Here is a 20,901-nt window from a genome sequence, read left to right as displayed (position 1 = left end):
TCGTTGGGGGCAGTTAAACGCGGAGGCCAGCCAATGTAAATCTCCGACATCGCGCGCCGTATCGCCTGCGTCAGTGCAATTGCCAGATCTCGAACGGCCGGTCGTAGCCGCGCACCGACACCGCGCCGTGGAAGACGGCGTCGCGCGCCCCGTCGCCGGCCGCCTGCCGCACCTCGCTCGAGATCAGGAGCTGCGAATCGAACTCCTTGTTCAGCGCCTCGAGCCGCGAGGCGAAATTCACGGTGTCACCGATGACGGTATACTCTTTGCGCCGCGGCGAGCCGATGCTGCCGGCGACCACCTCGCCCAGATGTATGCCGATCCCGATCCTGAGCTGCCAGGACGACGATGCGTTGACCCGCTCCATCGCTGCCACCATCTCGCGCGCAGCCATGACCGCCTGCACGGCGGCATCGCGCGCCTCGAACGGCGCGCCGAACAGCGCCAGAAAACCATCGCCGAGGAATTTGTTGACGATGCCGCCATGACGCTCGAGGATCTCCACCAGCACCGCGAACGCTCCGTCGAGACGATCGACAACCTGCTGCGGCGTCTTCGACCGAGCCGCCGCGGTGAAGCCGCGGAAGTCGACGAACATCACCGCGACCTCGTGGATGTCGCGCGCCTCTGCCGTCCCCTCCTTCATCAGGCGCTCGACGACCTGGGGCGAGACGTGCTGGCCAAACAAATCCGTGACGCGGTCGCGCGCCGACGCGGCCTCGATGCTCGCCGCGAACTGGCGTCGCAGCTGCACGCTGACGGCACCGGCGAGCATCCCGCACAACAGGATGATGAAGCTGCGCTCACCGTGATAGTAGACCTCCGGATTCTGGCTGAGATCGATCGAAGGCCGGTCGAACAGCGCCACCACCAGCAGCTCCACCGCGGCAACCAGACCGGTGAAGCTCGACAGCCAGAAATCGAGACGAAGCGTCGAGAGAACGATGAAGATGAAATAGACCAGCGGCGCGCCGAAGCCCAGCGCCTTGTCGTGGCCGATGCCCTCGATCTGCAGGATGAGGACGAACGTTGGCAGCGAGGTCTCGACCAGGGCGCTGACATAGCGCCAGATCACCGGCACGTCCCGGCCGTGGCGGATGTCCGCCTTGATCCTGAACAGGATGAGAGTCTCGAAGCTGATGAATGCGACGATGATCGCGTAGACGTAGAGGACCCCGATCCGGCTCGGCCAGATCCACTCCGAGATCCTGGGCTCGAAGATTTCGACCAGCACCGATATCACGAGAAACAGAGCCGCAGTGGCGATCAGCGCCCTCACCCGCAGCAGCTCGGTGTTCAACGTCTGGCGCATCAGCGCCTGGTCGAACTCGGCCGGCGCTTCGTTCGCCTGTCCTGCTCCTCCCACGATCTGCATCTTGCCTCAGCCGTTCCTGCTCCCGGCCGCCATTGTGCCTCAATCGAGGGTGCGGCGGAAGCGTAGGACGGCGACCGTCATGGCGAACAGCATGAGGCCGAACAGGGCGATCGTATCATGCTGCAGGTTCTGGAGCGTCGAGCCCTTCAGCATGATGGCGCGGACGATGCGCAGATAGTGCGTCAGCGGCAGGCATTCACCGAGCACTTGCGCCCATTGCGGCATGCCAAGAAAGGGAAACATGAATCCGGACAACAGGATGCTCGGCAGGAAGAACATCATCGAGAGCTGCATTGCCTGCAGCTGGTTCTGCGCCAGGGTCGAGAAGGTGTAGCCGATCGAGAGGTTGGTCGCGATGAACAGAGTCGACAGCAGCGCCAACAGCAGCAGGTTGCCCATGATCGGAACGCCGAACAGCAGGACGCCGATGCCGATGATGATCGTCGCCTGCAGGAAGCCGACCATCACATAGGGGATGATCTTGCCGAGCATGACCTCGACCGGCTTGATCGGCATCGACAGCAGGCTCTCCATCGTGCCGCGCTCGATCTCGCGCGTCACCGAGAGCGCGGTGAAGATCAGCATGGTCATGGTCAGGATGGTGCCGACGAGGCCCGGCACGATGTTGAGCCGCGACGAGGCCGCCGGGTTGTAGCGCGCGTGGGCCCGGATCTCGAACGGCGTCGTGACGGGATTGCCGGTGTACAGATCGTGCGCCAGCGCGGTCTGCACGATCATGCCGAGCGAGGACAGCGCCGATGACGCCGCGACCGGATCGGTCGCGTCGGCCGCAACGAGCAGGGCCGGCCGGTCGCCGCGGCGGACCGCGCGCTCGAAGCCGCGCGGGATCTCGACGCCGAACAGGACCTTGCCGGACAGCAGGAGATCGTCGAACTCGGCGACGCTGCTGACCTCCTGGGTGAAGCGGAAATACGCGGTGTTCTCCATCGCCTTCAGGATCGAGCGGCCGAGATCGCTGTCCTCCTGCAGCAGCACCGCCGCCGGCAGATGATGCGGCGTGGTGTTGATCGCGTAGCCGAACAGCATCAGTTGCATCACCGGGATCATCACGATCATCGCAAACGAGACCCGGTCGCGCTTGAGCTGGATGAACTCCTTGACCAGCATCGCGTAGGTGCGCCGCCAGAAGCCGAAGCGCGGCTCGGAAGACGCGTGATGGACGGCTGCGTCGCTCATTGGAAATTGTCCCGTGAACGGTTCATCAGGTCGATGAAGACGTCCTCGAGCGAGGGCGCGGCGGGCTGCCAGTGCAGATCAGCCTTGTCGCGCCAGGGCGCGATCGCAGCGTCCAGCGCGTCGCGGTCGCGGCCGGACACGTGCAGGCTGGTGCCGAACGGCGCCACCATGTCGACCCCCGGCTTGCCGGTGAGGTCCGCCGCGAGCTCGCGCAGATCGTCGCCGCTCACCGTATACGTGGTGAGCGCCGATTGCGCGATCACCTCCGAGACGGTGCCGTGCACCAGCAGATGACCATAGGCGATATAGGCGATCTCGTGACAGCGCTCGGCCTCGTCCATGTAGTGGGTCGAGACCAGCACGGTCAGCCCTTCGCCGGCGAGCGCATGGATCTCGTTCCAGAAGTCGCGCCGCGCCTTGGGATCGACGCCGGCGGTGGGCTCGTCGAGCAGCAGCAGTTGCGGATTCGGCAGGGTGCAGGCCCCGAGCGCCAGCCGCTGCTTCCAGCCGCCCGACAACTCGCCGGCGAGCTGCCGCTCGCGGCCGGCAAGCCCGAGCCGCTGCACCATGTCGCGCGCGGCCCGGCGCGGATCGGACATGCCATAGAGGCGCGCCACGAATTCGAGGTTCTCCCGCACCGAGAGGTCCTGATAGAGGCTGAAGCGCTGCGTCATGTAGCCCACCCGGCGCTTGATCTTGTCGGCGTCGCGACGGATGTCGAAACCGAGGCAGGTGCCCTCGCCGCCGTCGGGTGTCAGCAGGCCGCACAGCATCCGGATGGTCGTGGTCTTGCCCGAGCCGTTCGGGCCGAGAAAGCCGTAGATCGAGCCGCGCTTCACCTGCATCGACAGATCATGCACGACCTCGCGGCCGTCGAAGGACTTGGTCAATCCCTGGACGTCGATCGCGATCTCGGCGGGACCCGTTCCGTTCATTGCTTGTCCGCCACCGGGGTCTTCGGATCAGGCGTCCTGGAATGCGGATAGATGCTCACCGGCTGGCCGACGCGCAGCGCATCCGGCCGCGACGGCCGCGCCTGGATCAGATAGACGAGCTTGTTGCGCTCATCGAGGCTGTAGATCACCGGCGGCGTGTATTCCGCCGAGGTCGCGAGGAAATAGATTCTGGCCGTCAGATCATCAGCACAGTTGTCGCAGGTGACGCGGACCTCGTCACCGATCGCGAGCTTCGGCAGATCAGGCTCGGGCACGTAGAAGCGCAGCTTCATGTTGCCCGGCGGCATGATCGACAGCACTGGCCGTTGCGCCGCGACCATCTCGCCCTCGCGGAAGTAGATCTGCTGGATAGTGCCCGCGACCGGTGCCACGCCCTTGCGCCGTGCCAGCCGCGTCTGCGAGGTCACGAGATGGGCCTCGGCGACGCGCAGCGCCGAAACGGCGGAGTCGAGCGTCGCCTGTGTCCCCGCGCCCGTCTTGCTCAGGGCCGCGGCGCGGTCATAGGTCTGCTGCGCGTTGGCCAGCGTCGCCTTGGTCTGGTTGAGATCGGCCTGCTGCAGATCGTCGTCGACCGAATAGAGCGGATCGCCGACCTTGACCACGTCGCCCTCATGCACGTTCAGCTTCGTGATCCGACCCGCTTCGTCCGGGCTGACGAAGATCATGTCGGCCTCGACCCAGCCTTGATAGCCGGGATCGCGCGTCTCCTTGCAGGCGTTGAACGTGAAGGCCGTGACCAGCACGGCGAGGCAATGCAGCAGGCTCATGTCGGCCTCCTCGTGCCAAAGATCAGATCGAGATGGGTCTGCAGCATCGCTTCGGCGTCGAGCGGCGCATGTCGCTCGAACAGGCTCTTCCACAGCACCGCGACCATCATTGGCGCGATCATCAATTGCGGGTGTTGCACCAGCTTGGGCTCGCGGATCTCGCCGCGCGTGATCGCCAACTGGATCAGCGCGCGCATGGCCGCGAGACCGCGGGAGACGACCTCGCGATAATAGAAATCGGCAATGGCCGGAAAGCGCGGCCCTTCCGCGATGATGAGCCGGACGAGATCGGCCCGCCGGGTGCCGGCGACCTCCTGCAGGAACATGCGCGCCAACGCCTCGACCATGTCGCGCACCGAGCCGCCGGCAGGCGGCGGTGCGGCAAGACGGCCGACGAAGGGCACGATCGCGGTCCGGATCAATTCCTCGAACATCGATTCCTTGTCCTTGAAGTGCAGATAGATCGTCCCCTTGGCGACCCCGGCCCGCTTGGCGACGTCGTCCAGCCGGGTCGCCGCGAAGCCTCGGGCGATGAACTCGTCCATCGCCGCCTGCACGATCGCCGCGCGGCGCTCGGCGGAGCGATCCGCCCGGCGCGACGCGCCAGCTCCCGCTGGCTTGGCGGCCTGAACTCTGCGCTCGGACAATTTCGACGGCTTCGACATGGAACAATTATGACTGACTAGTCAGTCATTGTAAAGAGGCCTCGCAGATCTATCGGCGCGGGTCAGGAGCCCTACCCGACCGCGCGCGGCCCCCTCGTCAGACGAAGTCGGCGCGATCACGCACAGGACCTGATGTAAGGCCGATTGACCTCCCAGAGCTCGTCCACGATCTGGCGCGCGGCGGCCGCCGAGTTGACGACGGGATCGATGAGCAGCGCCTGCAGCGCGAGATCCTTGGAGGCGGTCATGGCCGCCTGCACCGCCAGTTGCTGAACCTGAACCTGGACCGACATCAGCTTGGCGACGGCATCTGGAAGCGGGCCCAGCGACACCGGATGGATACCGACGCGATCGGCGACAACGGGCACTTCGACCGCGGCCTCGGCAGCCAGGTTGGGAATGACGTGACGGTTCAGAACGACGCCGGACTCGATGACCTGCTTCCGATCGTGCAGCACCGAGCCGATCACGGTGACCGCGCGCTCTCCGGACGGCATTCGCCACCAGTCCGGCATGCCGGATTTGCCTGCCAGGACCTCGTCGATCTGCCGGATCAGCTTGGCCCGTTCCGCCTCGTCCCAGGCGAAGTCGTACCCGCTCTCGCCCGCTTCCCAGCCATAGGCGAGATATTCGCCGACATGGCTGTCGCCGCAGCCCAGCCAGAAGCCGAAGTCGCGCAACAGCGCCCGCGTCAGCGGCGCGACCTTGGGGTCGTGGCTCCCAGCCTTTTCGCGGAGCAGTGGATAGAGATCGGCCCCGGTGTCGCGATCCCGGATCTGCATGAGACATTGGAAATGGTTGAGCCCGGCGCCCCACACGTCCACGCGCTCCTCGGCCAGTTCCAGAATGGAAGCCACCTGGCTGCGCGCGATGAAGATGCCGTGGCACAGGCCGATATGCGCGAGGCGGCTGTGAAGCCCCAGCGCGAGGATGATGCGGCTCTCAGGATTGGAGAAGTTGATGAACAGCGCGTCCGGACAGCGCCGCTCCATCTCGCGCACGAAGTCGAATACGACCGGCAAGGTGCGGAGCGTGAAGAACAATGCGCCCGGCCCGCCATTCTCGCCCAGCGTGTGCCGGATGCCGTATTTGCGCGGCACCTCGAAATCGAGCTTCCACAAGCGGTTGCGGTCGATCGCGGTGGCATGGATCACGAAGCCGGCGCCGTCGAGCGCCGCGCGCCAATCCGTGGTCGCCTCGATCTTAAGGCCGGCGCCGGAGAGGTCGTTGAGCAGCCGGGCCAGTGCTTCCGACCGGGCAAGCCGGATCGGGTCGCGGCCGACCAGCACGAGCGTCGAACCCGCGAGATCATGCGTCGAGAACAGGTCCCGGAACACGCTGAGTCCGAAGGACGCGCTGCTCGCGCCGAGGAAGACGATCTTGGTGACGGCTGCCATGAGCAATTTGTGCCAGCGCCGCGCGTCCCCATTCCTGATCCAGATCAAACCGCCGCCCCAATGTACGGCACGGCGGCGCGTCGATCGGTCTTGCGATCAGCCGAAGTCGAGCACCACGCGACCGTCGATCTTGCCGGCCTTCATGCGGTCGAAGACGGTGTTGATCTCCGACAATGGCGCTGTGGTCACCTCGGCCGTCACCTTGCCGTCCGCGGCGAACGCGATGGCTTCGTCGAGATCACGCCTGGTGCCGACGATCGAGCCGCGCACGGTGATGCGCTTCAGCACGACATCGAAGATCGGTGTCGGGAATTCGCCCGGCGGCAAGCCGACGAGGCTGACCGTCCCCTTGCGGCGGACCATGTGCAGCGCCTGGGCAAAAGCCGGCGTCGACACCGCAGTGACCAGCACGCCATGCGCGCCGCCGCCGGTGATTGCGATCACCTGCGCCACGGCATCCTTGTCGAGCGCGTTGACGGCATGTTCGGCGCCGGCCTCCAGCGCGAGTTTCAGCTTGTCCTCGGCGATGTCGAGACCGATCGCCTTCAGCCCCATCGCCTTCGCATACTGGATTGCAACATGACCGAGGCCGCCGACGCCGGAGACCACCACCCACTCGCCCGGCCGCGCGTCGGTCTCCTTCAAACCCTTGTAGGTGGTGACGCCGGCGCAGAGGATCGGGGCGATCCTGGCGAAATCCACATTGGCCGGCAGACGCGCAGCGAACGCCGCGGATGCGATCACGTATTCGGCAAAGCCGCCATTCACGCTGTAGCCGGTGTTGTGCTGGTGCTCGCACAAGGTCTCCCAGCCGGTCTCGCAATACTCGCAGCGCAGGCAGGCATCGTGCAGCCACGCCACGCCCACGGCGTCGCCGACCTTGAAGTCGGTGCCCCCGGGCCCGAGCGCCGCGACGATCCCGGCCGCCTCGTGTCCTGGGATGAATGGCGGCACCGGCTTCACCGGCCAATCGCCGGAGGCGGCGTGAAGGTCGGTGTGGCAGACGCCGCACGCCTTCACCCTGACCAGAAGCTCGCCGGGTCCCGGCACAGGAATCGGAACGTCCTCGATGTCGAGCGGCTTGCCGAAGGCTTTGACGACGGCGGCTTTCATGGTCTGCATCTGTCTGCTCCTCATGTCGCGGCGCAAACTAACGACGTCGGCGTATTCCGGGCTTGATCGGCATCAAGCCGCGCCGCTGCATGAAGTAACAGTTTGATGACAGCGCAATGTGCCCATGGCTGTCAGGCGTGAAATTTGAGTCCGTCGACGACCTTGTCGACCACCTTGCGCTCCGCACGAAACGCCAATCCCACCAGATTGAGATCGGTGCGCGCCACCGCCTTCACGACATCACGGTTGGCCTCGTCATGCGTGGTCTTGAACATGTCATCGGTGTAGAGCGCCGGCTTCACGCTGCGCGACAGCGCCCGATCCAGAGCACGCGCCAGCGCGGCACGATCCGGCGCGCCGTAGATCAGGATCGGTTGCCCGATCAACGCGTGATACAGGGTTGCCGAGCCGTCCTCATAAGGTGCGCCGATGCATTCGGGAAATGCCGCGGCGATGCCGCTGGAAAGAAACGCCGCGACGTTGAGCTTCTGCCAGGCCTTGAGATCGTTGCGGATGATCAGCGCGATCTTGGTGTCGAATTGCATGCCACTTCCAGGGTTCGATGTCATCGAACCCCGAGAATAGCCGAGCCGTTCTCAGGGTGAAGCATCGAAATGAAAGCGGACGCGGAACCCCGGCAGCGGAGCCGCTGAGATCATCAGACTTGAATCAACCCTTGGCGTCGCATACCCAGGCGCGGATGACGCATTCCTTGCCGCCATATTTGTAGCATTCCCGGGTCGCCTCGTTGAGCGAGGTCGAGATCGTCGGCCGAACAGCATAGCCGTGGGCGCCGCAGGGATTGGTGAGATCGACCGCGAACGCCGCGCAGGCCTTCTTCATCGTCACCGCGGTGCAGTCGCCCTTGCACTGCTTGAGCGCCGCGGCCTTGGCGAGATGCTCCGCCGGATAGTCGAACGCCTGGCCATAGGCGGCGCACTGGCCCATGGCGAACGCGCCGGCCGCATGCGCCGGACTGATGGCGCTGGTGTCTGCGATGCGCGCGGCACCAACGATCACGGTCAATCCAAATGCAAACAGCGCGAAACGTCGCGCGGCGGTCGAAATGATCACTCTCTCCTCCCCCGAGGCCCAATGTCGGCAAATCTAGCCGGGGGTCGTTGAAACTTGGTGAATGAGAGGTTGAGTCGGAGGGAAGTCGTAGCCCGCATGAGCGTAGTCGAAATGCGGGCTCTCACGCACGGCGTCGGTGAACCCGCATGTCGCTTACGCTCATGCGGGCTACGGGCTTCAACCGCGCCGCGCGGCTTCCAGCGCCTGCGGCGTGTCGATGTCGAGAAATGCACTGTCACCGTCGACCGGCACCTCGGCGACAGCCTCGGTGTGCTTGGCGATCAGGTGCCGCGCGCCGACATCGCCGTCCAGCGTCATCAGCTCGGCGAAGAAGCGGCGCGACCACAGCACGGGGTTGCCGCGGCGTCCCTCGGACACAGGCACCACGATCAAATTGCCGCGATCGGGCGCGAACGCGCCGATCAGGCGGTCGAGCAGATCCGAGGACACCATCGGCATGTCACCCAGGCACACCACCGCGCCATCGACGCCCTCAGGCACCGCGGCAATGCCCGATTTCACCGAGCTGGCGAGGCCGCCGGCGAAATCCGGGTTGCGGACGAAGCGGACGTTGAGGTCGGACAGCGCCTGTTCGACCAGCTCTGCCTGATGACCGGTGACGACGATGACCTCACCGGCCTTGGAGGCCAGCGCCTGCTCGGTCACGATGCGTACCAACTTCTTGCCGTCGAGCTCGGCCAGCAGCTTGTTCGGTCCCCCCATGCGGGTCGAGCGTCCGGCGGCGAGCACGACGGCGACGACCTTGCGTTCGCCCTCGGCCTCCGGCGTGGCGCGCGGCTGCGGCCGCGTCACGATCTCCATGAGGAGGCCACCCACACCCATGGCCGTGAGCTCGGCGCGGCTGACCTTGATGCCGGCGAGCAGCCGCATCAGCACCCAGTCAAAACCGTTCTCCGCCGGCGAACGGGCGCAGCCGGGCGCGCCGAGCACCGGCACACCGCCGGCATTGCCGATCAAGAGCAGATTGCCGGGATCGACCGGCATGCCGAAATGCTCGATGGCACCGCCAATGCCGGTGATTGCGGCTGGAATGACGTCGCGGCGGTCGGCGATGGCGGACGCGCCGAACACGATGACGAGCTCGGCGCCCAGCGCCAGCAGCTCCCTGATCGCAGCAGCCAGCGCGGCCTGCTCATGCGGCACGCGGCGCTCGGCGATGATGGTGGCGCCGGCCGGAGCGAGCCGCTCTGCGGTGACGCGCAGCGTCTTGTCGATGACCTTGGGTGCGAGCCCCGGAAGAAGCGTCGAGACCACGCCGACGCGCTTGATCACATAGGAGGCGATGCTGAGCGCGCCCCTGCCCGCCGCCGCGACGGCGGCATCGCGCAGGCGGCCTTCGACGCCGAACGGGATCAGCTTGACGGTGCCGACCATCTCGCCTTCGACCACCGGCTTGAACGCCGGCAAGGTCGCAAAGGTGATGGCCTCGTCGACGCCGTTGATGCGCTCGACCGCGGCGCGGTCGATCATCAGCACGCCGGCCTGCGCCGCGAACAGATTGGCGCGCCCGGTGAAGGCGCGATCGACGTGAATGCCCGCGCCGGCGACGACCTTGGCGACGTCGGCGGCCGCCTCGTCCTCGGAGACGTCGCCGGCCTCGAGCCGGACGACGACGATCTCCTTGACGCCTTCCCGGACCAGCGCCTCGACCTCCGCGGGACCGATCAGCGTGCCCTTCTTCAGCACCAATGATCCTTTGCGCAGGGTGTGCACCGTCACCCCGCCGATCGCCTCGGCTGGACTGGCAGGACCGAACTTCATGCCGCCTGCTCTTTCTCCTTGGCCGGCAGCCGCAACGTGGCGGTGATCTCGGCCATGATCGAGACCGCGATCTCCGACGGCGACACCGCGCCGATGGCGAGCCCGATCGGAGCATGGATGCGGGCAATGTCGGCATCGCTGGCGCCCTGCGCGCGCAGCCGGTCACCGCGCTTGGCGTGCGTCTTCCGCGAGCCGAGCGCGCCGATATAGAAGCAGTCGCGCGAGAAGGCGTGCAGCAGCGCCGGATCGTCGATCTTCGGATCATGCGTCAGCGCGACAAAGGCGGTGTAGTGATCGACGTTGAGCGGGGGCAGCGCCACGTCGGGCCATTCGGCGATCAGCGGCACGTCAGGGAAGCGCTCGGGGCTGGCGAAAGCCGTGCGCGGATCGACGACGGTGACGTCATAGCCCAGCGACTTGGCGATCGGCGCCAACGCCTGGCTGATATGGACGGCGCCGACGATCACGAGCTTGGCGGTCGGCGCGTAGACGTTCAGGAACAGCCGCTTGCCGTCCACCTCGACCATGCCGCTCTTGCCCATACGCAGATGGGTCGACAGCTCGTTGCGCAGCGGATCGTTGGCGATGGCGGCGGCCCTGACCAGGCGCTGCGCCCCGGAGCCGACGTCGGTGACGAGAATCGCCGGGCGACGCGCGGCACGCTCGGCGTTCAGTTCGGCCAGCGTTGCAAGCTGCATGGATCAACCCACCTTCTCGACGAACACGCGGATGGTGCCGCCGCAGGACAGCCCGACATTCCAGGCCGTCTCGTCGGCGACGCCGAACTCCAGCATCTTGGGCTGGCCGCTGGAGATGACGTCCAGCGCCTCGGTGACGACGGCGCCCTCGACACAGCCGCCGGACACCGAGCCCAGGAAGGTGCCCTCATCGTTGATCACGAGGTTGGAGCCGACCGGGCGCGGGGCCGAGCCCCAGGTCTCGACCACCGTGGCGAGGGCCACGCCGTGACCGGATTTGTGCCAGTCCTCGGCGGCCCTGAGGATGTCTTCGTCGCGGTTGAGCATGGTCATCTCCCTCTCAGGCGGCGGGCCGGATCGCGCTGCGCTGGTGGGGCGGCAGCGGCGACGACAGCGCCGAGATCAGCGTCTCGATCGAAGTCAAGTTATGTACCGGGCGGAATTCGTCAACGTGGGGCAGCATGGTTTTGATGCCCTGCGCCTTCGCCTCGAAGCCGGAATAGCGCAGCAGCGGATTGAGCCAGATCAGCCGCCGGCAGGAGCGGTGCAGCCGGTCCATCTCGAAGGCAAGCTTGCTGTCGGCCTCGCGCTCCAGCCCGTCGGAGATCAACAGCACGATCGCGCCCTGCCCGAGCACGCGGCGCGCCCACTGCTTGTTGAAGGTCTGCAGCGAGGTGGCGATCCGGGTCCCGCCGGCCCAGTCCTCGACATTGGCCGAGCAGCTCGCCAGCGCCTCGTCGGGATCGCGCTGGCGCAGCGCCCGGGTCACGTTGGTCAGCCTCGTGCCGAACAGGAACACCGAGACGCGCTTGCGCGCGTCGGTGATGGCGTGGAGGAAATGCAGGAACAGGCGGGTGTACTCGCTCATCGAGCCGGAGATGTCGAGCAAGGCCACGATCGGCGCCGGCTTCTCGATCCGCCCCAAGCGATGAAAGTTGATGATCTCGCCCTCGGTGCGCAGCGCCTGACGCAGCGTCTTGCGCATGTCGATGCGACGGCCGCGCGGATCGGCGGTGTGGCGGCGGGTCTTCAGCTCGGCCTGCGGGAGCCGCATCTTGGCGATGGCGCGCGCAACCTCGGCGATCTCCGCCGCGCTCATCTGCGCAAAGTCCTTCTTCTGCAGCACCTCGCGGTCGGACACCGCGAGCCGCAGGTCCTGCTCCTGCGCCTTCGGCTCCTCATGGGTCTGCGGCTGCGACATCGCCTCCTGGACCCGGCGCGAGGCCGGCGGCGGCTTCTTCTTGGCGTGATCCGGCAGCGGCACCGAATCGAGCATCGACTTCCACTCCTCGGCCGGGCGGAAGAACAGGTCGAAGGCCTGAGAGAAGATCAGCGCATGCTCGTGGCGCTTGACGAAGATCGATTCGAGCGTGGTGAAGACGTCCGCACGCTTGCCGATGTCGATGACCTCGAGCGCGGTCATCGCGTCGATCACGGCACCCGGACCGACCGGCAGGCCGGCGGCCCGCAGCGCCCGCGCAAAGCCCGCGATGTTGTCGGCGATGCCGCCGGTCGGCGGCGCGAGGTGATTGATGCTTGTGGGCACGTTCTGATCCCTCGTCCGCTTCGCACACGCCTCAAATTGAGCTCGTCATTCCGGGCGCCCGGAGGGCGAGCCCGGAATCCATACTCACGATCGTGGTTATGGATTCCGGGCCTGCGTGCTGCGCACGCATCCCGGAATGACGACCTTTATTTTGGGCACCGGCGTGAACTACGTCTCGTTGGTCGCGTCCTTGATCGCCTTCTGCAACGCATCGCCCTGCATGCGGGCGATGTCGTCCTGATATTTCAACAGCGCGCCCAGCGTGTCGCCGACGACCTCGGCGTTCAGCGAGCGCGCATCGAGCTCCGTCAGCGCCGTGGCCCAGTCGAGCGTCTCGGCGACCCCCGGCGACTTGTAGAAGTCCTGGTCGCGCAGCGCCTGGACGAAGCGCACGATCTGCTGCGACAGCCGCTGCGAGATGCCGGGCAGCCGGGTTTTGACGATGGCAAGCTCGCGCTCGGCGGAGGGATAATCGACCCAATGATACAGGCAGCGCCGCTTCAGCGCGTCATGGATCTCACGGGTCCGGTTCGAGGTGATGATGACGATCGGCGGATGCGGCGCCTTGACGGTACCGAACTCCGGGATCGTGACCTGGAAGTCGGAGAGGATCTCGAGCAGATAGGCCTCGAACGCCTCGTCCGCGCGGTCGAGCTCGTCAATGAGCAGAACCGGCGCGCCGGCGACATCCGGCTCCAGCGCCTGCAGCAGCGGGCGCTTGATCAGGTAGCGGTCGGCGAAGATGTCCGACGTCAATTGATCGCGGTCGACCTCGCCGCCCGCTTCCGCCAGCCGGATCGCGATCATCTGCGCCGCTGAATTCCATTCGTAGACGGCGGAGGCGACGTCGAGACCCTCGTAGCACTGCAGCCGGATCAGCTTGCGGCCGAGCGCCGCCGACAGGACCTTGGCGATCTCGGTCTTGCCGACGCCGGCCTCGCCTTCGAGGAACAGCGGCCGGCCCATGCGCAGCGACAGATAGGTCACCGTCGCCAGCGATCGCTCGGCCAGATAGCCGCGCGAGGACAACAATTCGAGCATCGCGTCGACCGATGCTGGCAGGGCCGGAGCACTCATGGGCGAGACCGCTTCCTTCTTCACGCGTCCGTCACGAAGCCGGAGCCTCGGGTTCGGCGGCTCCCTCCGACGCGGTTGAGGCCTTGGCGCCGGCATTGGCCGCATCGACCGCACGGCGCGCCAGCACGCCGATCAGATGGGCACGATATTCGGCGCTGCCGTGGATGTCGCTGTTGAGGCCTTCGGCCGAGACCGGAATGCCCTCCAGCACCTTCGGCGAGAAGCGCTTCTGCAGCGCCTCCTCGAAGGCGGTGACGCGGAACACGCCATTGCCGCCGGCCCCGGTCACCGCAACGCGCACGTCGGACGGACGGCGGGCGACGAACACGCCGACCAGCGCGTAGCGCGAGGCCTGGTTGCGGAACTTGACGTAGGCCGCCTTCTTGGCCAGCGGGAAGCTCACCTTGGTGATGATCTCGTCCGGCTCCAGCGCGGTCGTGAACAGACCGAGGAAGAACTCCTCGGCCTTCAGCTTGCGCTTGTTGGTGACGATGGTGGCGCCGAGCGCGAGGCATGCGGCCGGATAGTCCGCGGTCGGATCGTTGTTGGCGATCGAGCCGCCGATGGTGCCGCGATGGCGCACCGCGGGATCGCCGATCAGGCTCGCCAGATGGGCCAGCGCCGGAATCGCCTCGCCGACGGTTGCGGAGTTGGCGACGTCGGCGTGACGCGCCATCGCGCCGATGACGAGGTTTCGGCCCTTCACCTCGATCGTATCGAGCCCCTCGACATGGGAGAGATCGACCAGATGCGGCGGGCTCGCGAGCCGCTGCTTCATGACCGGCACCAGCGTGTGGCCGCCGGCGACCAGCTTGGCGTCTTCGTTCTTGGTGAGGAGATTGGCGGCCTGGCGCACGGTCGCCGGCCGATGATATTTGAATTCGTACATGGGGGAATGTCCTGTGCGCAGCGGGCCGACTAAGGCAAGGTCAGACGTTTAGGCGAGGTCCGATTTGGCCATCGCCTTGGCGCCGGCGGCGATCGATTGCACGATGTTCTGATAGCCCGTGCAGCGGCAGAGATTGCCCTCGAGCTCCTCGCGAATGGTCTCGTCGCTGAGCTCATGTCCCTTGCGGTGGACGAGGTCGACCGCGGTCATGATCATGCCCGGCGTGCAGAAACCGCATTGCAGGCCATGATGCTCGCGAAACGCCTCCTGCATCGGATGCAGCGGCGCGCCGTCGGCAGCGAGTCCCTCGATCGTCCTGACCTCATGACCATCGGCCATCACGGCCAAGGTCGTGCAGGACTTCACTGCCTTGCCATCGAGATGGACGACGCAGGCGCCGCATTGCGACGTGTCGCAGCCGACATGGGTGCCGGTGAGGCGCAGATTCTCGCGCAGGAACTGCACCAGCAGCGTCCGCGGGTCGACGTTCGCCGTGACGGGATTACCGTTCACAATCATGGAAATCTTGGCCATTCAGGACTCTCTATTATCCGCGCGACAGCGTTGCACTGCAGCGCAGCCCAGCAAAATCAGTCGAAAACCATCATATGGGCGCTCCCGGCGGCGGGCAACCTCGCCCCCGGCCGCGCATGGGTCGGTTGCGGTCAGCCTTGAACGGCCTTGGCGAAGTTGGCGAAGAATTCGTCGGCGAGCTTCTTTGCGGTGCCGTTGATCAGCCGCTGGCCGAGCTGCGCCAGCTTGCCGCCGATCTGCGCTTCGACATTGTAGGTCAGCAGCGTGCCGCCGTCCTTGTCCGCCAGCGCGACGACCGCGCCACCCTTGGCGAATCCGGCGACACCGCCCTCGCCTTCGCCGGAGATCTTGTAGCCGTTCGGCGGATCGAGATCGCTCAAGGTCACCTTGCCTTTGAAGCGCGCAGAGACCGGTCCGACCTTCATCTTGGCAACGGCGCGGAGGCCGCCATCCTCGGTCCTCTCCAGCTCCTCGCAGCCGGGAATGCAGGCCTTGAGCACCTCCGGATCATTCAGCTTGTCCCAGACCTGCTCTCGCGGAGCGGCCAGCTGGACTTCGCCCGTCATCGTCATAGCCATGTGCATCTCCCCCCGATTGGCGCGGTTAGAGGCATTCAAGTAAAGCACCGAACGCCCAAAAGGAAGGGCGAGCAGCGCCCGGAAGCGTTGCAGAAAAGCCGGGCACCGCAGCATTCCGGACCTCGCCGCCGTCGGGTTTTGATTGGCAGACGGCGGCGGCGGTGGTTAGTTCGCCATCAAATCTGCACGATTCCTCCGGCGGCGCGGCCGCCTGCGACAAGGATTCCGCCCATGCCGATGATCGATGCCGACGGCTGTCTGTTGAATGTCACCGTCGAGGGCCGCGACGGCGGGCCGACCCTGATGCTCTCGAACTCGCTCGGCTCGACGCTGCAGATGTGGGAGCCGCAGATGCGCGCCTTCACGCAGGTGTTCCGCGTGATCCGCTATGACCGGCGCGGTCATGGCAAATCGCAAGTGCCGCCCGGGCCCTACTCGATCGAGCGATTCGGCCGCGATGCGCTGGCGATTCTCGATGACCTCAACATCGAGAAGGTGCACTGGTGCGGCGTGTCGATGGGCGGCATGGTCGGGCAGTGGCTCGCCGCTCATGCTCCTGAACGCATCGGCAAGCTCGTGCTCGCCAACACCACCTGCTACTACCCCGATCCGGCAATCTGGGACGCCCGCATCAAGGCGGTCGAGGACAGCGGACTCGCTGGAATCGCCGACACGGTCATCGCTGGCTGGCTGACGCAGGAGTTTCGTGATCACAATCCTGATGTCGCCGACCGGATGAAGGCAATGCTCGTGGCCACCCCTGTCGGCGGCTATCTTGCCTGCTGCGCGGCGCTGCGTGCCCTGGACCTGCGTGAGGATCTGCCGGCCATCAAGAGCCCGACCCTCGTCGTGGCCGGCCGCTACGACAAATCGACGCCGATCGCGATGGCGGAAGCAATCCGCAGCCGCATCCCCGGCGCCAGCATGACCATCGTCGATGCCGCGCACATCTCGAATGTCGAAGCGGCGGGCCAGTTCAACGATGCCGTGCTGGGCTTTCTGACCCAGCACTGATGCACCGAGATGGATCGGGGCGTCATGCCTGCTGCGGCGACGGCGTCGCCGTGGGCTCCATCTTCGGCGAAGCGGATGCGGAAGACGGCGAGGCTTGCGTCGTCGGCTTCTCCACCAGCATGACGATGGCCGTGCCGAGCAGCATCAGGAGTTCCGTGGCATGCAGACGCAACGCCTGGGGCTCCCCGACTTTGGCAGCCATGATCATGCTGAAGAAGGCGAGCATGCTGCCGAAGCCGAGCCCGATCGACAGCGCCTCGACATAGCCGGCCACTTTTCGCACCCGCGGAACCAGGATCAGCACCAGGAACATCGCGAAGAAGCCTGCGACCGTCAGTCGCGCCAGCGCAAGCAGCCAGGCGGCGCGAACCGTCTCGATGCCCGACAGCTGCAGGTGGTCGCTGATGAACAAGGCCACCGCGATATTCGGCCGCGCGAACAACCCCTGGATCGGCGACACCATGATCTGAAACGCGATGATGGTCCAGGCGGGCACGAAATAGAGCGCCAGCAGCACACCGTTGACGCAGCTGAGCCGCCAATTCCTGATCACGCAATCCTTGATCATGTCACGCCCACCTTTGCATCCCACAAACCGCCCGTCCGGCCGATTTCCAGACGAGCTAACGCCCGGCAAACGCGCCCGGCAATTTAAACCATTCGTTTACCTTAACAGGGGGGCGACGGGCGCGAGAGCCCACCGTCCAATCGCCGCAGAGACCGTGCTGATGACCTCGCCGATCAGGCCCCGAATTCCCGCGTGATAGCGGCCCTTCCGGCCATCGACGCCTCCTCGAACATCTGCACCGCATCCGACATTGCGTCCGTCGGCGGCCGCTGATTCACGTCCATGCGCCTCGCAACTCTGTGCGCCACGCCATCGGTGTTCTTGACTAGCGTCAAAGTAGTCTAAAACAGATATACTACCTTAGAGGTGGACGCCGCTGCGTTTCGCACAGCGGGATCGTGATGCGGCAGGCAGCTGCCGAGCGGGAGTACCGCATGAGAGTAGCTCGGATCTTCATCGGCATCCTCCTGCTGGCCGGCGGCCTCTACATCCTGGTCGGCGAGCATTTCGCCGGAACTTCAGGCGACGCGACCGTCAATGCCCGGCTTTACGTCGTGCGCGCGCCGATCGAAGGCCGCGTGACGCTGGGGGTGAGCAATATCGGCGCCAGGGTCAATGCCGGGGAACTCGTGGCCGAGATCGTCGACGACCGGTTCGACACCACGCGCCTGCTCAATCTCGAGCGCGACCGTGACGAGCAGAAGATCGCGCTCAAGCGGGTTCCGGCGCAGCGTTCGGCGCTCGAGCAGGCGCGGGCCGCCTTCGCGGCCCAGTCGGCCAACTACAAGACCGGCCGCGTCCGCCAGATCGCGGCGCGCATCGCCGAGGCCAAGGCGGCGGAGGATGCCGCGGCCGCCCGGCTGAAGCTCGCGGATCTCACCTTCACGCGGGCCAACGAGCTGAAGGAACGCGGGGTCCAGACGGTCGCCGGCCTCGACCAGGCCAGCGCCTCGCTCGATATCGCCAAGCAGGATTTGGAAAGCGCGAAACAGCGCACCAACTATGTCGAGACCGAGCTCGGCTCCGCGCAATCGGGGGTCTTCATCGGCGACTCCTACAACGACGTGCCGTTCTCGATGCAGCGCATTCACGAGCTCGACCTGCGCCTCGCCGAACTTGCCGTGGACGAGCAGCAGATCCAATCCCGCCTGGTCCAATACGAGCAGCAGATCAACGCCGAACGCGTCCGGATCAACCGGCTGACCTCGGCGACGCTGAGGGCCCGCGTCCTGGGCATGGCCTGGGATTTCCTCGTCGACGATGGCGAATATGCCCGTCGCGGTCAGGATCTCGTCAAGCTGGTGGACTGCAACAGTCTCGTGGTGACCGCGAGCGTTCCCGAAAGTCTCTACGCCCGCCTGTCGATCGGCGCCCCGGTGCAGTTCCGTCTGTTCGGAGACGACCGGATATTCGATGGGACGGTGACACGTCTCGGCGGCTCGGGCGCCTCGCAACTCTACGCCAATCTCGCCGTCGGCCCGACGCCGCAGCACTTGCAGCGGTTCGACGTCACCGTTGCGGTGCCAGATCTCGCCAAGCAGCCGGATCTGTCCTGCGCCATCGGGCGCACCGGCCGGGTGATCTTCACCAGCGGACCGATCGCGGCATTGCGCGGCTTCGTCGCCCGGTACGGCTACTGATGCCGACGCTGTCACCATTCCTGTCCGCGTTCGCAGTCGTTGCGATCATCGTAGGGCTGCGCGTCCTGGCATTGCCCCTCCTGGACCCGAAGATATGGTACTGGCGGACCCTGCTCCTCAGCGGCTCGATCCTGCTGGCCTGGCGCTATGTCGCCTGGCGCTTCACCGAGACCCTTGCTCCGCCCGGCCTCACGCCGGATGGGATCCTCAGCTGGGGCTTCGCCATTCTCGAAGCGCTCACCGTTGTTTCGTCGTCCTTCGCCTTCCTGATCCTGACCAGGACCAAGGAGCGGACGACGGAGGCTGATCGCCATGCCGGCTGGTGGCTTCCGAGGCTGCCGCCTCGGGTCGACATCTTCATCACCACCTACAACGAGCAGCTCGAGGTCCTGGAGCGAACCATCGTCGGCGCCAAGGCGATCACCTATGCGGCATTGCGCGTCTTCGTCCTCGACGACGGCAGCCGGGCCTGGCTCCGGGATTACTGCACCGAGCACGGCATCGGCTATGTCGCCCGCACCGACAAGTCGCACGCCAAGGCCGGCAACATCAACAATGCCTTGCGGCTGCGCGCGGCGGATGCGGACCGGCCGGAGTTCGTCGCCGTTCTCGACGCCGACTTCGTGCCTCATCTCGACTTCGTCGAGCGGACGCTCGCGTTGTTCCACGATCCGGCTGTCGGCCTCGTACAGACGCCCCAGCACTTTTTCAACCCGGACCCGATCCAGCACAATCTCGGCATCGGCGCGTCCTATCCCGACGAGCAGCGCCACTTCTTCGACAACGTCGAGCCGGCGCGCGACGCCTGGGGCATCGCAATGTGCTGCGGCACCTCCTCGATATTCCGCGTCTCCGCCGTGGAGATGATCGGCGGCGTGCCGACCGAGAGCGTCACCGAGGATTTCCTGCTCACGCTGCGCCTGTCCGCGCACGGCTACCAGACCGTGTACCTGAACGAGGCGTTGTCGGAGGGATTGGCGCCGGAAGGCCTTGCGGAATACGTCACGCAGCGCGGTCGCTGGTGCCTCGGCCTCATGCAGATCGTGCGCAACGTCTACAATCCATTCGGCTCCCATGGTCTCGATTTCTTCCACCGGCTCAGCGTGCTCGACTCGCTGCTCTACTGGACGTCGACCTATCCGTTCCGCCTCGCCGCGCTGATCTGTCCACTGCTCTACTGGTGGGGCGGGGTGACGGTGGTGAACGCCTCGATCGCCGACATCATCCGGTATTACGGCCCCTATTATCTCTCGATCATGTACACGCTGAACTGGCTGTCCAAGGGACTGTTCATTCCGATCGTCAACGATGTCTCGCAGATCGTCGCCGCCTGGCCCGTGCTCCGCGCCGCCGCTCTCGGCCTGCTCTCCCCCGGTCCGCACAAATTCTCGGTGACCGCCAAGGGCGGCGATCGCGCCAAGATCATTGTCCAATGGCCGCTGATGCGGCCCTTCCTGATCCTGATGGCGCTGACGATCGGTGGCATGATCGTGTCGCTGACGTCCGATTTCGTCTTCAATACCACGGGGACCGCGGGAGACGGCGTCATCGTCGTGATGTTCTGGACGATCTACAACATTCTGGTGCTGTCGGTGGCGATCGCCGTGTGCATCGACCGTCCACGCTACAACCGGCCGCAACGCCAGATCGTCGAGCCGATAACCCTGACGGTCGACGGCGAGCCGCAACGCGGTTGGATCGTCAATCTCGGCCCCGGCGGCGCACGCGTCAGCGGTCCGGTCGGCCTTGCGACCGGCGCCATCGGCACGCTCACCCTGCCCCTGATCGGCGATATCCCAACCAAGGTCGCGGCTCCGACGAACGACGGCTACCGGCTCATATTTGCGGTGACGCCGCAGCAGCGCGCCCAGATCATCGAGCGGCTGCACACCGCGAGTGGAGTGCCCGGCGCCGACAGCGGCGATCTCGGCCGCATGCTGAAAGAAATCGCGCGAGCCGTGGCCGATTGAGGAGAAGACAATGACGAGGCGACGGTGGAGCTTACAGACAGCGGTGTTCCTCGGCGGCACG

General features: G+C 65.9%; 21 protein-coding genes. 3 read left to right on the top strand and 18 right to left on the bottom strand.

Annotated features, from left to right (window positions below; genetic code table 11):
- Positions 1 to 70 precede the first annotated feature (70 nt).
- From QW887_RS12910 to QW887_RS12830, 17 genes are all read right to left on the bottom strand, one after another.
- Positions 71 to 1,375 (bottom strand): adenylate/guanylate cyclase domain-containing protein, encoded by a 1,305-nt coding sequence (locus tag QW887_RS12910; RefSeq protein WP_316175545.1) that lies wholly within the window; start codon positions 1,373 to 1,375, stop codon positions 71 to 73.
- A 39-nt stretch (positions 1,376 to 1,414) separates the two neighbouring features.
- Positions 1,415 to 2,572 carry an ABC transporter permease gene (locus QW887_RS12905; protein WP_316175543.1) on the bottom strand — a complete coding sequence of 386 codons (1,158 nt, stop codon included), beginning with the start codon at positions 2,570 to 2,572 and terminating at the stop codon, positions 1,415 to 1,417.
- Positions 2,569 to 3,507 (bottom strand): ABC transporter ATP-binding protein, encoded by a 939-nt coding sequence (locus tag QW887_RS12900; protein ID WP_315749378.1) that lies wholly within the window; start codon positions 3,505 to 3,507, stop codon positions 2,569 to 2,571. The genes QW887_RS12905 and QW887_RS12900 overlap by 4 nt, the downstream gene beginning before the upstream one ends.
- Positions 3,504 to 4,295 (bottom strand): efflux RND transporter periplasmic adaptor subunit, encoded by a 792-nt coding sequence (locus tag QW887_RS12895; protein ID WP_315714754.1) that lies wholly within the window; start codon positions 4,293 to 4,295, stop codon positions 3,504 to 3,506. The genes QW887_RS12900 and QW887_RS12895 overlap by 4 nt, the downstream gene beginning before the upstream one ends.
- Positions 4,292 to 4,960 (bottom strand): TetR/AcrR family transcriptional regulator, encoded by a 669-nt coding sequence (locus tag QW887_RS12890; protein WP_315714755.1) that lies wholly within the window; start codon positions 4,958 to 4,960, stop codon positions 4,292 to 4,294. The genes QW887_RS12895 and QW887_RS12890 overlap by 4 nt, the downstream gene beginning before the upstream one ends.
- A 116-nt stretch (positions 4,961 to 5,076) precedes the next feature.
- Positions 5,077 to 6,357: an alpha-glucosidase/alpha-galactosidase gene (locus QW887_RS12885; protein ID WP_315714756.1), complete on the bottom strand. Its 1,281-nt coding sequence runs from the start codon at positions 6,355 to 6,357 to the stop codon at positions 5,077 to 5,079.
- 96 nt (positions 6,358 to 6,453) lie between these two features.
- On the bottom strand, positions 6,454 to 7,479 hold the full coding sequence (gene adhP, locus QW887_RS12880) for an alcohol dehydrogenase AdhP (protein ID WP_316188434.1): 1,026 nt from the start codon (positions 7,477 to 7,479) through the stop codon (positions 6,454 to 6,456).
- 122 nt (positions 7,480 to 7,601) lie between these two features.
- Positions 7,602 to 8,015, bottom strand: coding sequence for a DUF2000 family protein (locus tag QW887_RS12875; protein ID WP_316188435.1), 414 nt, complete (start codon positions 8,013 to 8,015; stop codon positions 7,602 to 7,604).
- Positions 8,016 to 8,139: 124 nt separating this feature from the next.
- Positions 8,140 to 8,544, bottom strand: coding sequence for a DUF4189 domain-containing protein (locus tag QW887_RS12870; protein ID WP_316188436.1), 405 nt, complete (start codon positions 8,542 to 8,544; stop codon positions 8,140 to 8,142).
- Between the two features lie 177 nt (positions 8,545 to 8,721).
- The gene (locus QW887_RS12865) at positions 8,722 to 10,326 is read right to left on the bottom strand and encodes a molybdopterin-binding/glycosyltransferase family 2 protein (RefSeq protein WP_316185284.1); all 1,605 of its coding nucleotides are present in this window, start codon (positions 10,324 to 10,326) and stop codon (positions 8,722 to 8,724) included.
- A complete protein-coding gene (locus tag QW887_RS12860; protein ID WP_316194592.1) occupies positions 10,323 to 11,024 on the bottom strand; it encodes an XdhC family protein in 702 nt (233 codons plus the stop codon). The genes QW887_RS12865 and QW887_RS12860 overlap by 4 nt, the downstream gene beginning before the upstream one ends.
- 3 nt (positions 11,025 to 11,027) lie before the next feature.
- Positions 11,028 to 11,351, bottom strand: a complete 324-nt coding sequence (locus QW887_RS12855; RefSeq protein WP_315750017.1) for an XdhC family protein — start codon at positions 11,349 to 11,351, stop codon at positions 11,028 to 11,030.
- A 13-nt stretch (positions 11,352 to 11,364) separates the two neighbouring features.
- Positions 11,365 to 12,570 (bottom strand): VWA domain-containing protein, encoded by a 1,206-nt coding sequence (locus tag QW887_RS12850; protein WP_315749367.1) that lies wholly within the window; start codon positions 12,568 to 12,570, stop codon positions 11,365 to 11,367.
- A 168-nt stretch (positions 12,571 to 12,738) separates the two neighbouring features.
- A complete protein-coding gene (locus QW887_RS12845; RefSeq protein ID WP_315714763.1) occupies positions 12,739 to 13,647 on the bottom strand; it encodes a MoxR family ATPase in 909 nt (302 codons plus the stop codon).
- A gap of 31 nt (positions 13,648 to 13,678) precedes the next feature.
- Entirely contained in the window at positions 13,679 to 14,536 is an 858-nt protein-coding gene (locus QW887_RS12840) for a xanthine dehydrogenase family protein subunit M (RefSeq protein WP_315714764.1), read from the bottom strand.
- A 48-nt stretch (positions 14,537 to 14,584) separates the two neighbouring features.
- Entirely contained in the window at positions 14,585 to 15,070 is a 486-nt protein-coding gene (locus tag QW887_RS12835) for a (2Fe-2S)-binding protein (RefSeq protein WP_172180444.1), read from the bottom strand.
- A 131-nt stretch (positions 15,071 to 15,201) separates the two neighbouring features.
- Positions 15,202 to 15,648: a carbon monoxide dehydrogenase subunit G gene (locus QW887_RS12830; protein ID WP_315714765.1), complete on the bottom strand. Its 447-nt coding sequence runs from the start codon at positions 15,646 to 15,648 to the stop codon at positions 15,202 to 15,204.
- Positions 15,649 to 15,879: 231 nt separating this feature from the next.
- Between QW887_RS12830 and pcaD the strand changes: the two genes are divergently transcribed.
- The gene (gene pcaD / locus QW887_RS12825; protein WP_315749364.1) at positions 15,880 to 16,662 is read left to right on the top strand and encodes a 3-oxoadipate enol-lactonase; all 783 of its coding nucleotides are present in this window, start codon (positions 15,880 to 15,882) and stop codon (positions 16,660 to 16,662) included.
- Positions 16,663 to 16,684: 22 nt separating this feature from the next.
- Here the strand turns inward: pcaD and QW887_RS12820 are convergent, their stop codons facing one another.
- The gene (locus QW887_RS12820) at positions 16,685 to 17,230 is read right to left on the bottom strand and encodes a hypothetical protein (protein ID WP_315714767.1); all 546 of its coding nucleotides are present in this window, start codon (positions 17,228 to 17,230) and stop codon (positions 16,685 to 16,687) included.
- Positions 17,231 to 17,664: 434 nt separating this feature from the next.
- On the opposite strand from QW887_RS12820, the gene QW887_RS12815 reads away from it, so the two are divergent.
- Complete coding sequence (locus tag QW887_RS12815; RefSeq protein ID WP_315749362.1) at positions 17,665 to 18,870, top strand: HlyD family secretion protein; 1,206 nt, start codon at positions 17,665 to 17,667, stop codon at positions 18,868 to 18,870.
- On the top strand, positions 18,870 to 20,840 hold the full coding sequence (locus QW887_RS12810) for a glycosyltransferase (protein ID WP_315749361.1): 1,971 nt from the start codon (positions 18,870 to 18,872) through the stop codon (positions 20,838 to 20,840). The genes QW887_RS12815 and QW887_RS12810 overlap by 1 nt, the downstream gene beginning before the upstream one ends.
- Positions 20,841 to 20,901: the final 61 nt, after the last annotated feature.

Origin of the sequence: Bradyrhizobium sp. SZCCHNRI3052 (assembly GCF_032484895.1) — a bacterium.
Taxonomy (GTDB): domain Bacteria; phylum Pseudomonadota; class Alphaproteobacteria; order Rhizobiales; family Xanthobacteraceae; genus Bradyrhizobium.
Note: the sequence above shows the minus strand (reverse complement) of the source record. Positions and strands in the feature narration are given on the sequence as shown.

Bases quoted from the DNA above. Each gene is read 5' to 3' on its own strand.
- QW887_RS12910 (WP_316175545.1), bottom strand. From the start codon at position 1,375: ATGCAGATCGTGGGAGGAGCAGGACAGGCGAACGAAGCGCCGGCCGAG.
- QW887_RS12905 (WP_316175543.1), bottom strand. From the start codon at position 2,572: ATGAGCGACGCAGCCGTCCATCACGCGTCTTCCGAGCCGCGCTTCGGC.
- QW887_RS12900 (WP_315749378.1), bottom strand. From the start codon at position 3,507: ATGAACGGAACGGGTCCCGCCGAGATCGCGATCGACGTCCAGGGATTG.
- QW887_RS12895 (WP_315714754.1), bottom strand. From the start codon at position 4,295: ATGAGCCTGCTGCATTGCCTCGCCGTGCTGGTCACGGCCTTCACGTTC.
- QW887_RS12890 (WP_315714755.1), bottom strand. From the start codon at position 4,960: ATGTCGAAGCCGTCGAAATTGTCCGAGCGCAGAGTTCAGGCCGCCAAG.
- QW887_RS12885 (WP_315714756.1), bottom strand. From the start codon at position 6,357: ATGGCAGCCGTCACCAAGATCGTCTTCCTCGGCGCGAGCAGCGCGTCC.
- adhP (WP_316188434.1), bottom strand. From the start codon at position 7,479: ATGCAGACCATGAAAGCCGCCGTCGTCAAAGCCTTCGGCAAGCCGCTC.
- QW887_RS12875 (WP_316188435.1), bottom strand. From the start codon at position 8,015: ATGCAATTCGACACCAAGATCGCGCTGATCATCCGCAACGATCTCAAG.
- QW887_RS12865 (WP_316185284.1), bottom strand. From the start codon at position 10,326: ATGAAGTTCGGTCCTGCCAGTCCAGCCGAGGCGATCGGCGGGGTGACG.
- QW887_RS12860 (WP_316194592.1), bottom strand. From the start codon at position 11,024: ATGCAGCTTGCAACGCTGGCCGAACTGAACGCCGAGCGTGCCGCGCGT.
- QW887_RS12855 (WP_315750017.1), bottom strand. From the start codon at position 11,351: ATGCTCAACCGCGACGAAGACATCCTCAGGGCCGCCGAGGACTGGCAC.
- QW887_RS12845 (WP_315714763.1), bottom strand. From the start codon at position 13,647: ATGAGTGCTCCGGCCCTGCCAGCATCGGTCGACGCGATGCTCGAATTG.
- QW887_RS12840 (WP_315714764.1), bottom strand. From the start codon at position 14,536: ATGTACGAATTCAAATATCATCGGCCGGCGACCGTGCGCCAGGCCGCC.
- QW887_RS12835 (WP_172180444.1), bottom strand. From the start codon at position 15,070: ATGGCCAAGATTTCCATGATTGTGAACGGTAATCCCGTCACGGCGAAC.
- QW887_RS12830 (WP_315714765.1), bottom strand. From the start codon at position 15,648: ATGGCTATGACGATGACGGGCGAAGTCCAGCTGGCCGCTCCGCGAGAG.
- pcaD (WP_315749364.1), top strand. From the start codon at position 15,880: ATGCCGATGATCGATGCCGACGGCTGTCTGTTGAATGTCACCGTCGAG.
- QW887_RS12820 (WP_315714767.1), bottom strand. From the start codon at position 17,230: ATGATCAAGGATTGCGTGATCAGGAATTGGCGGCTCAGCTGCGTCAAC.
- QW887_RS12815 (WP_315749362.1), top strand. From the start codon at position 17,665: ATGAGAGTAGCTCGGATCTTCATCGGCATCCTCCTGCTGGCCGGCGGC.
- QW887_RS12810 (WP_315749361.1), top strand. From the start codon at position 18,870: ATGCCGACGCTGTCACCATTCCTGTCCGCGTTCGCAGTCGTTGCGATC.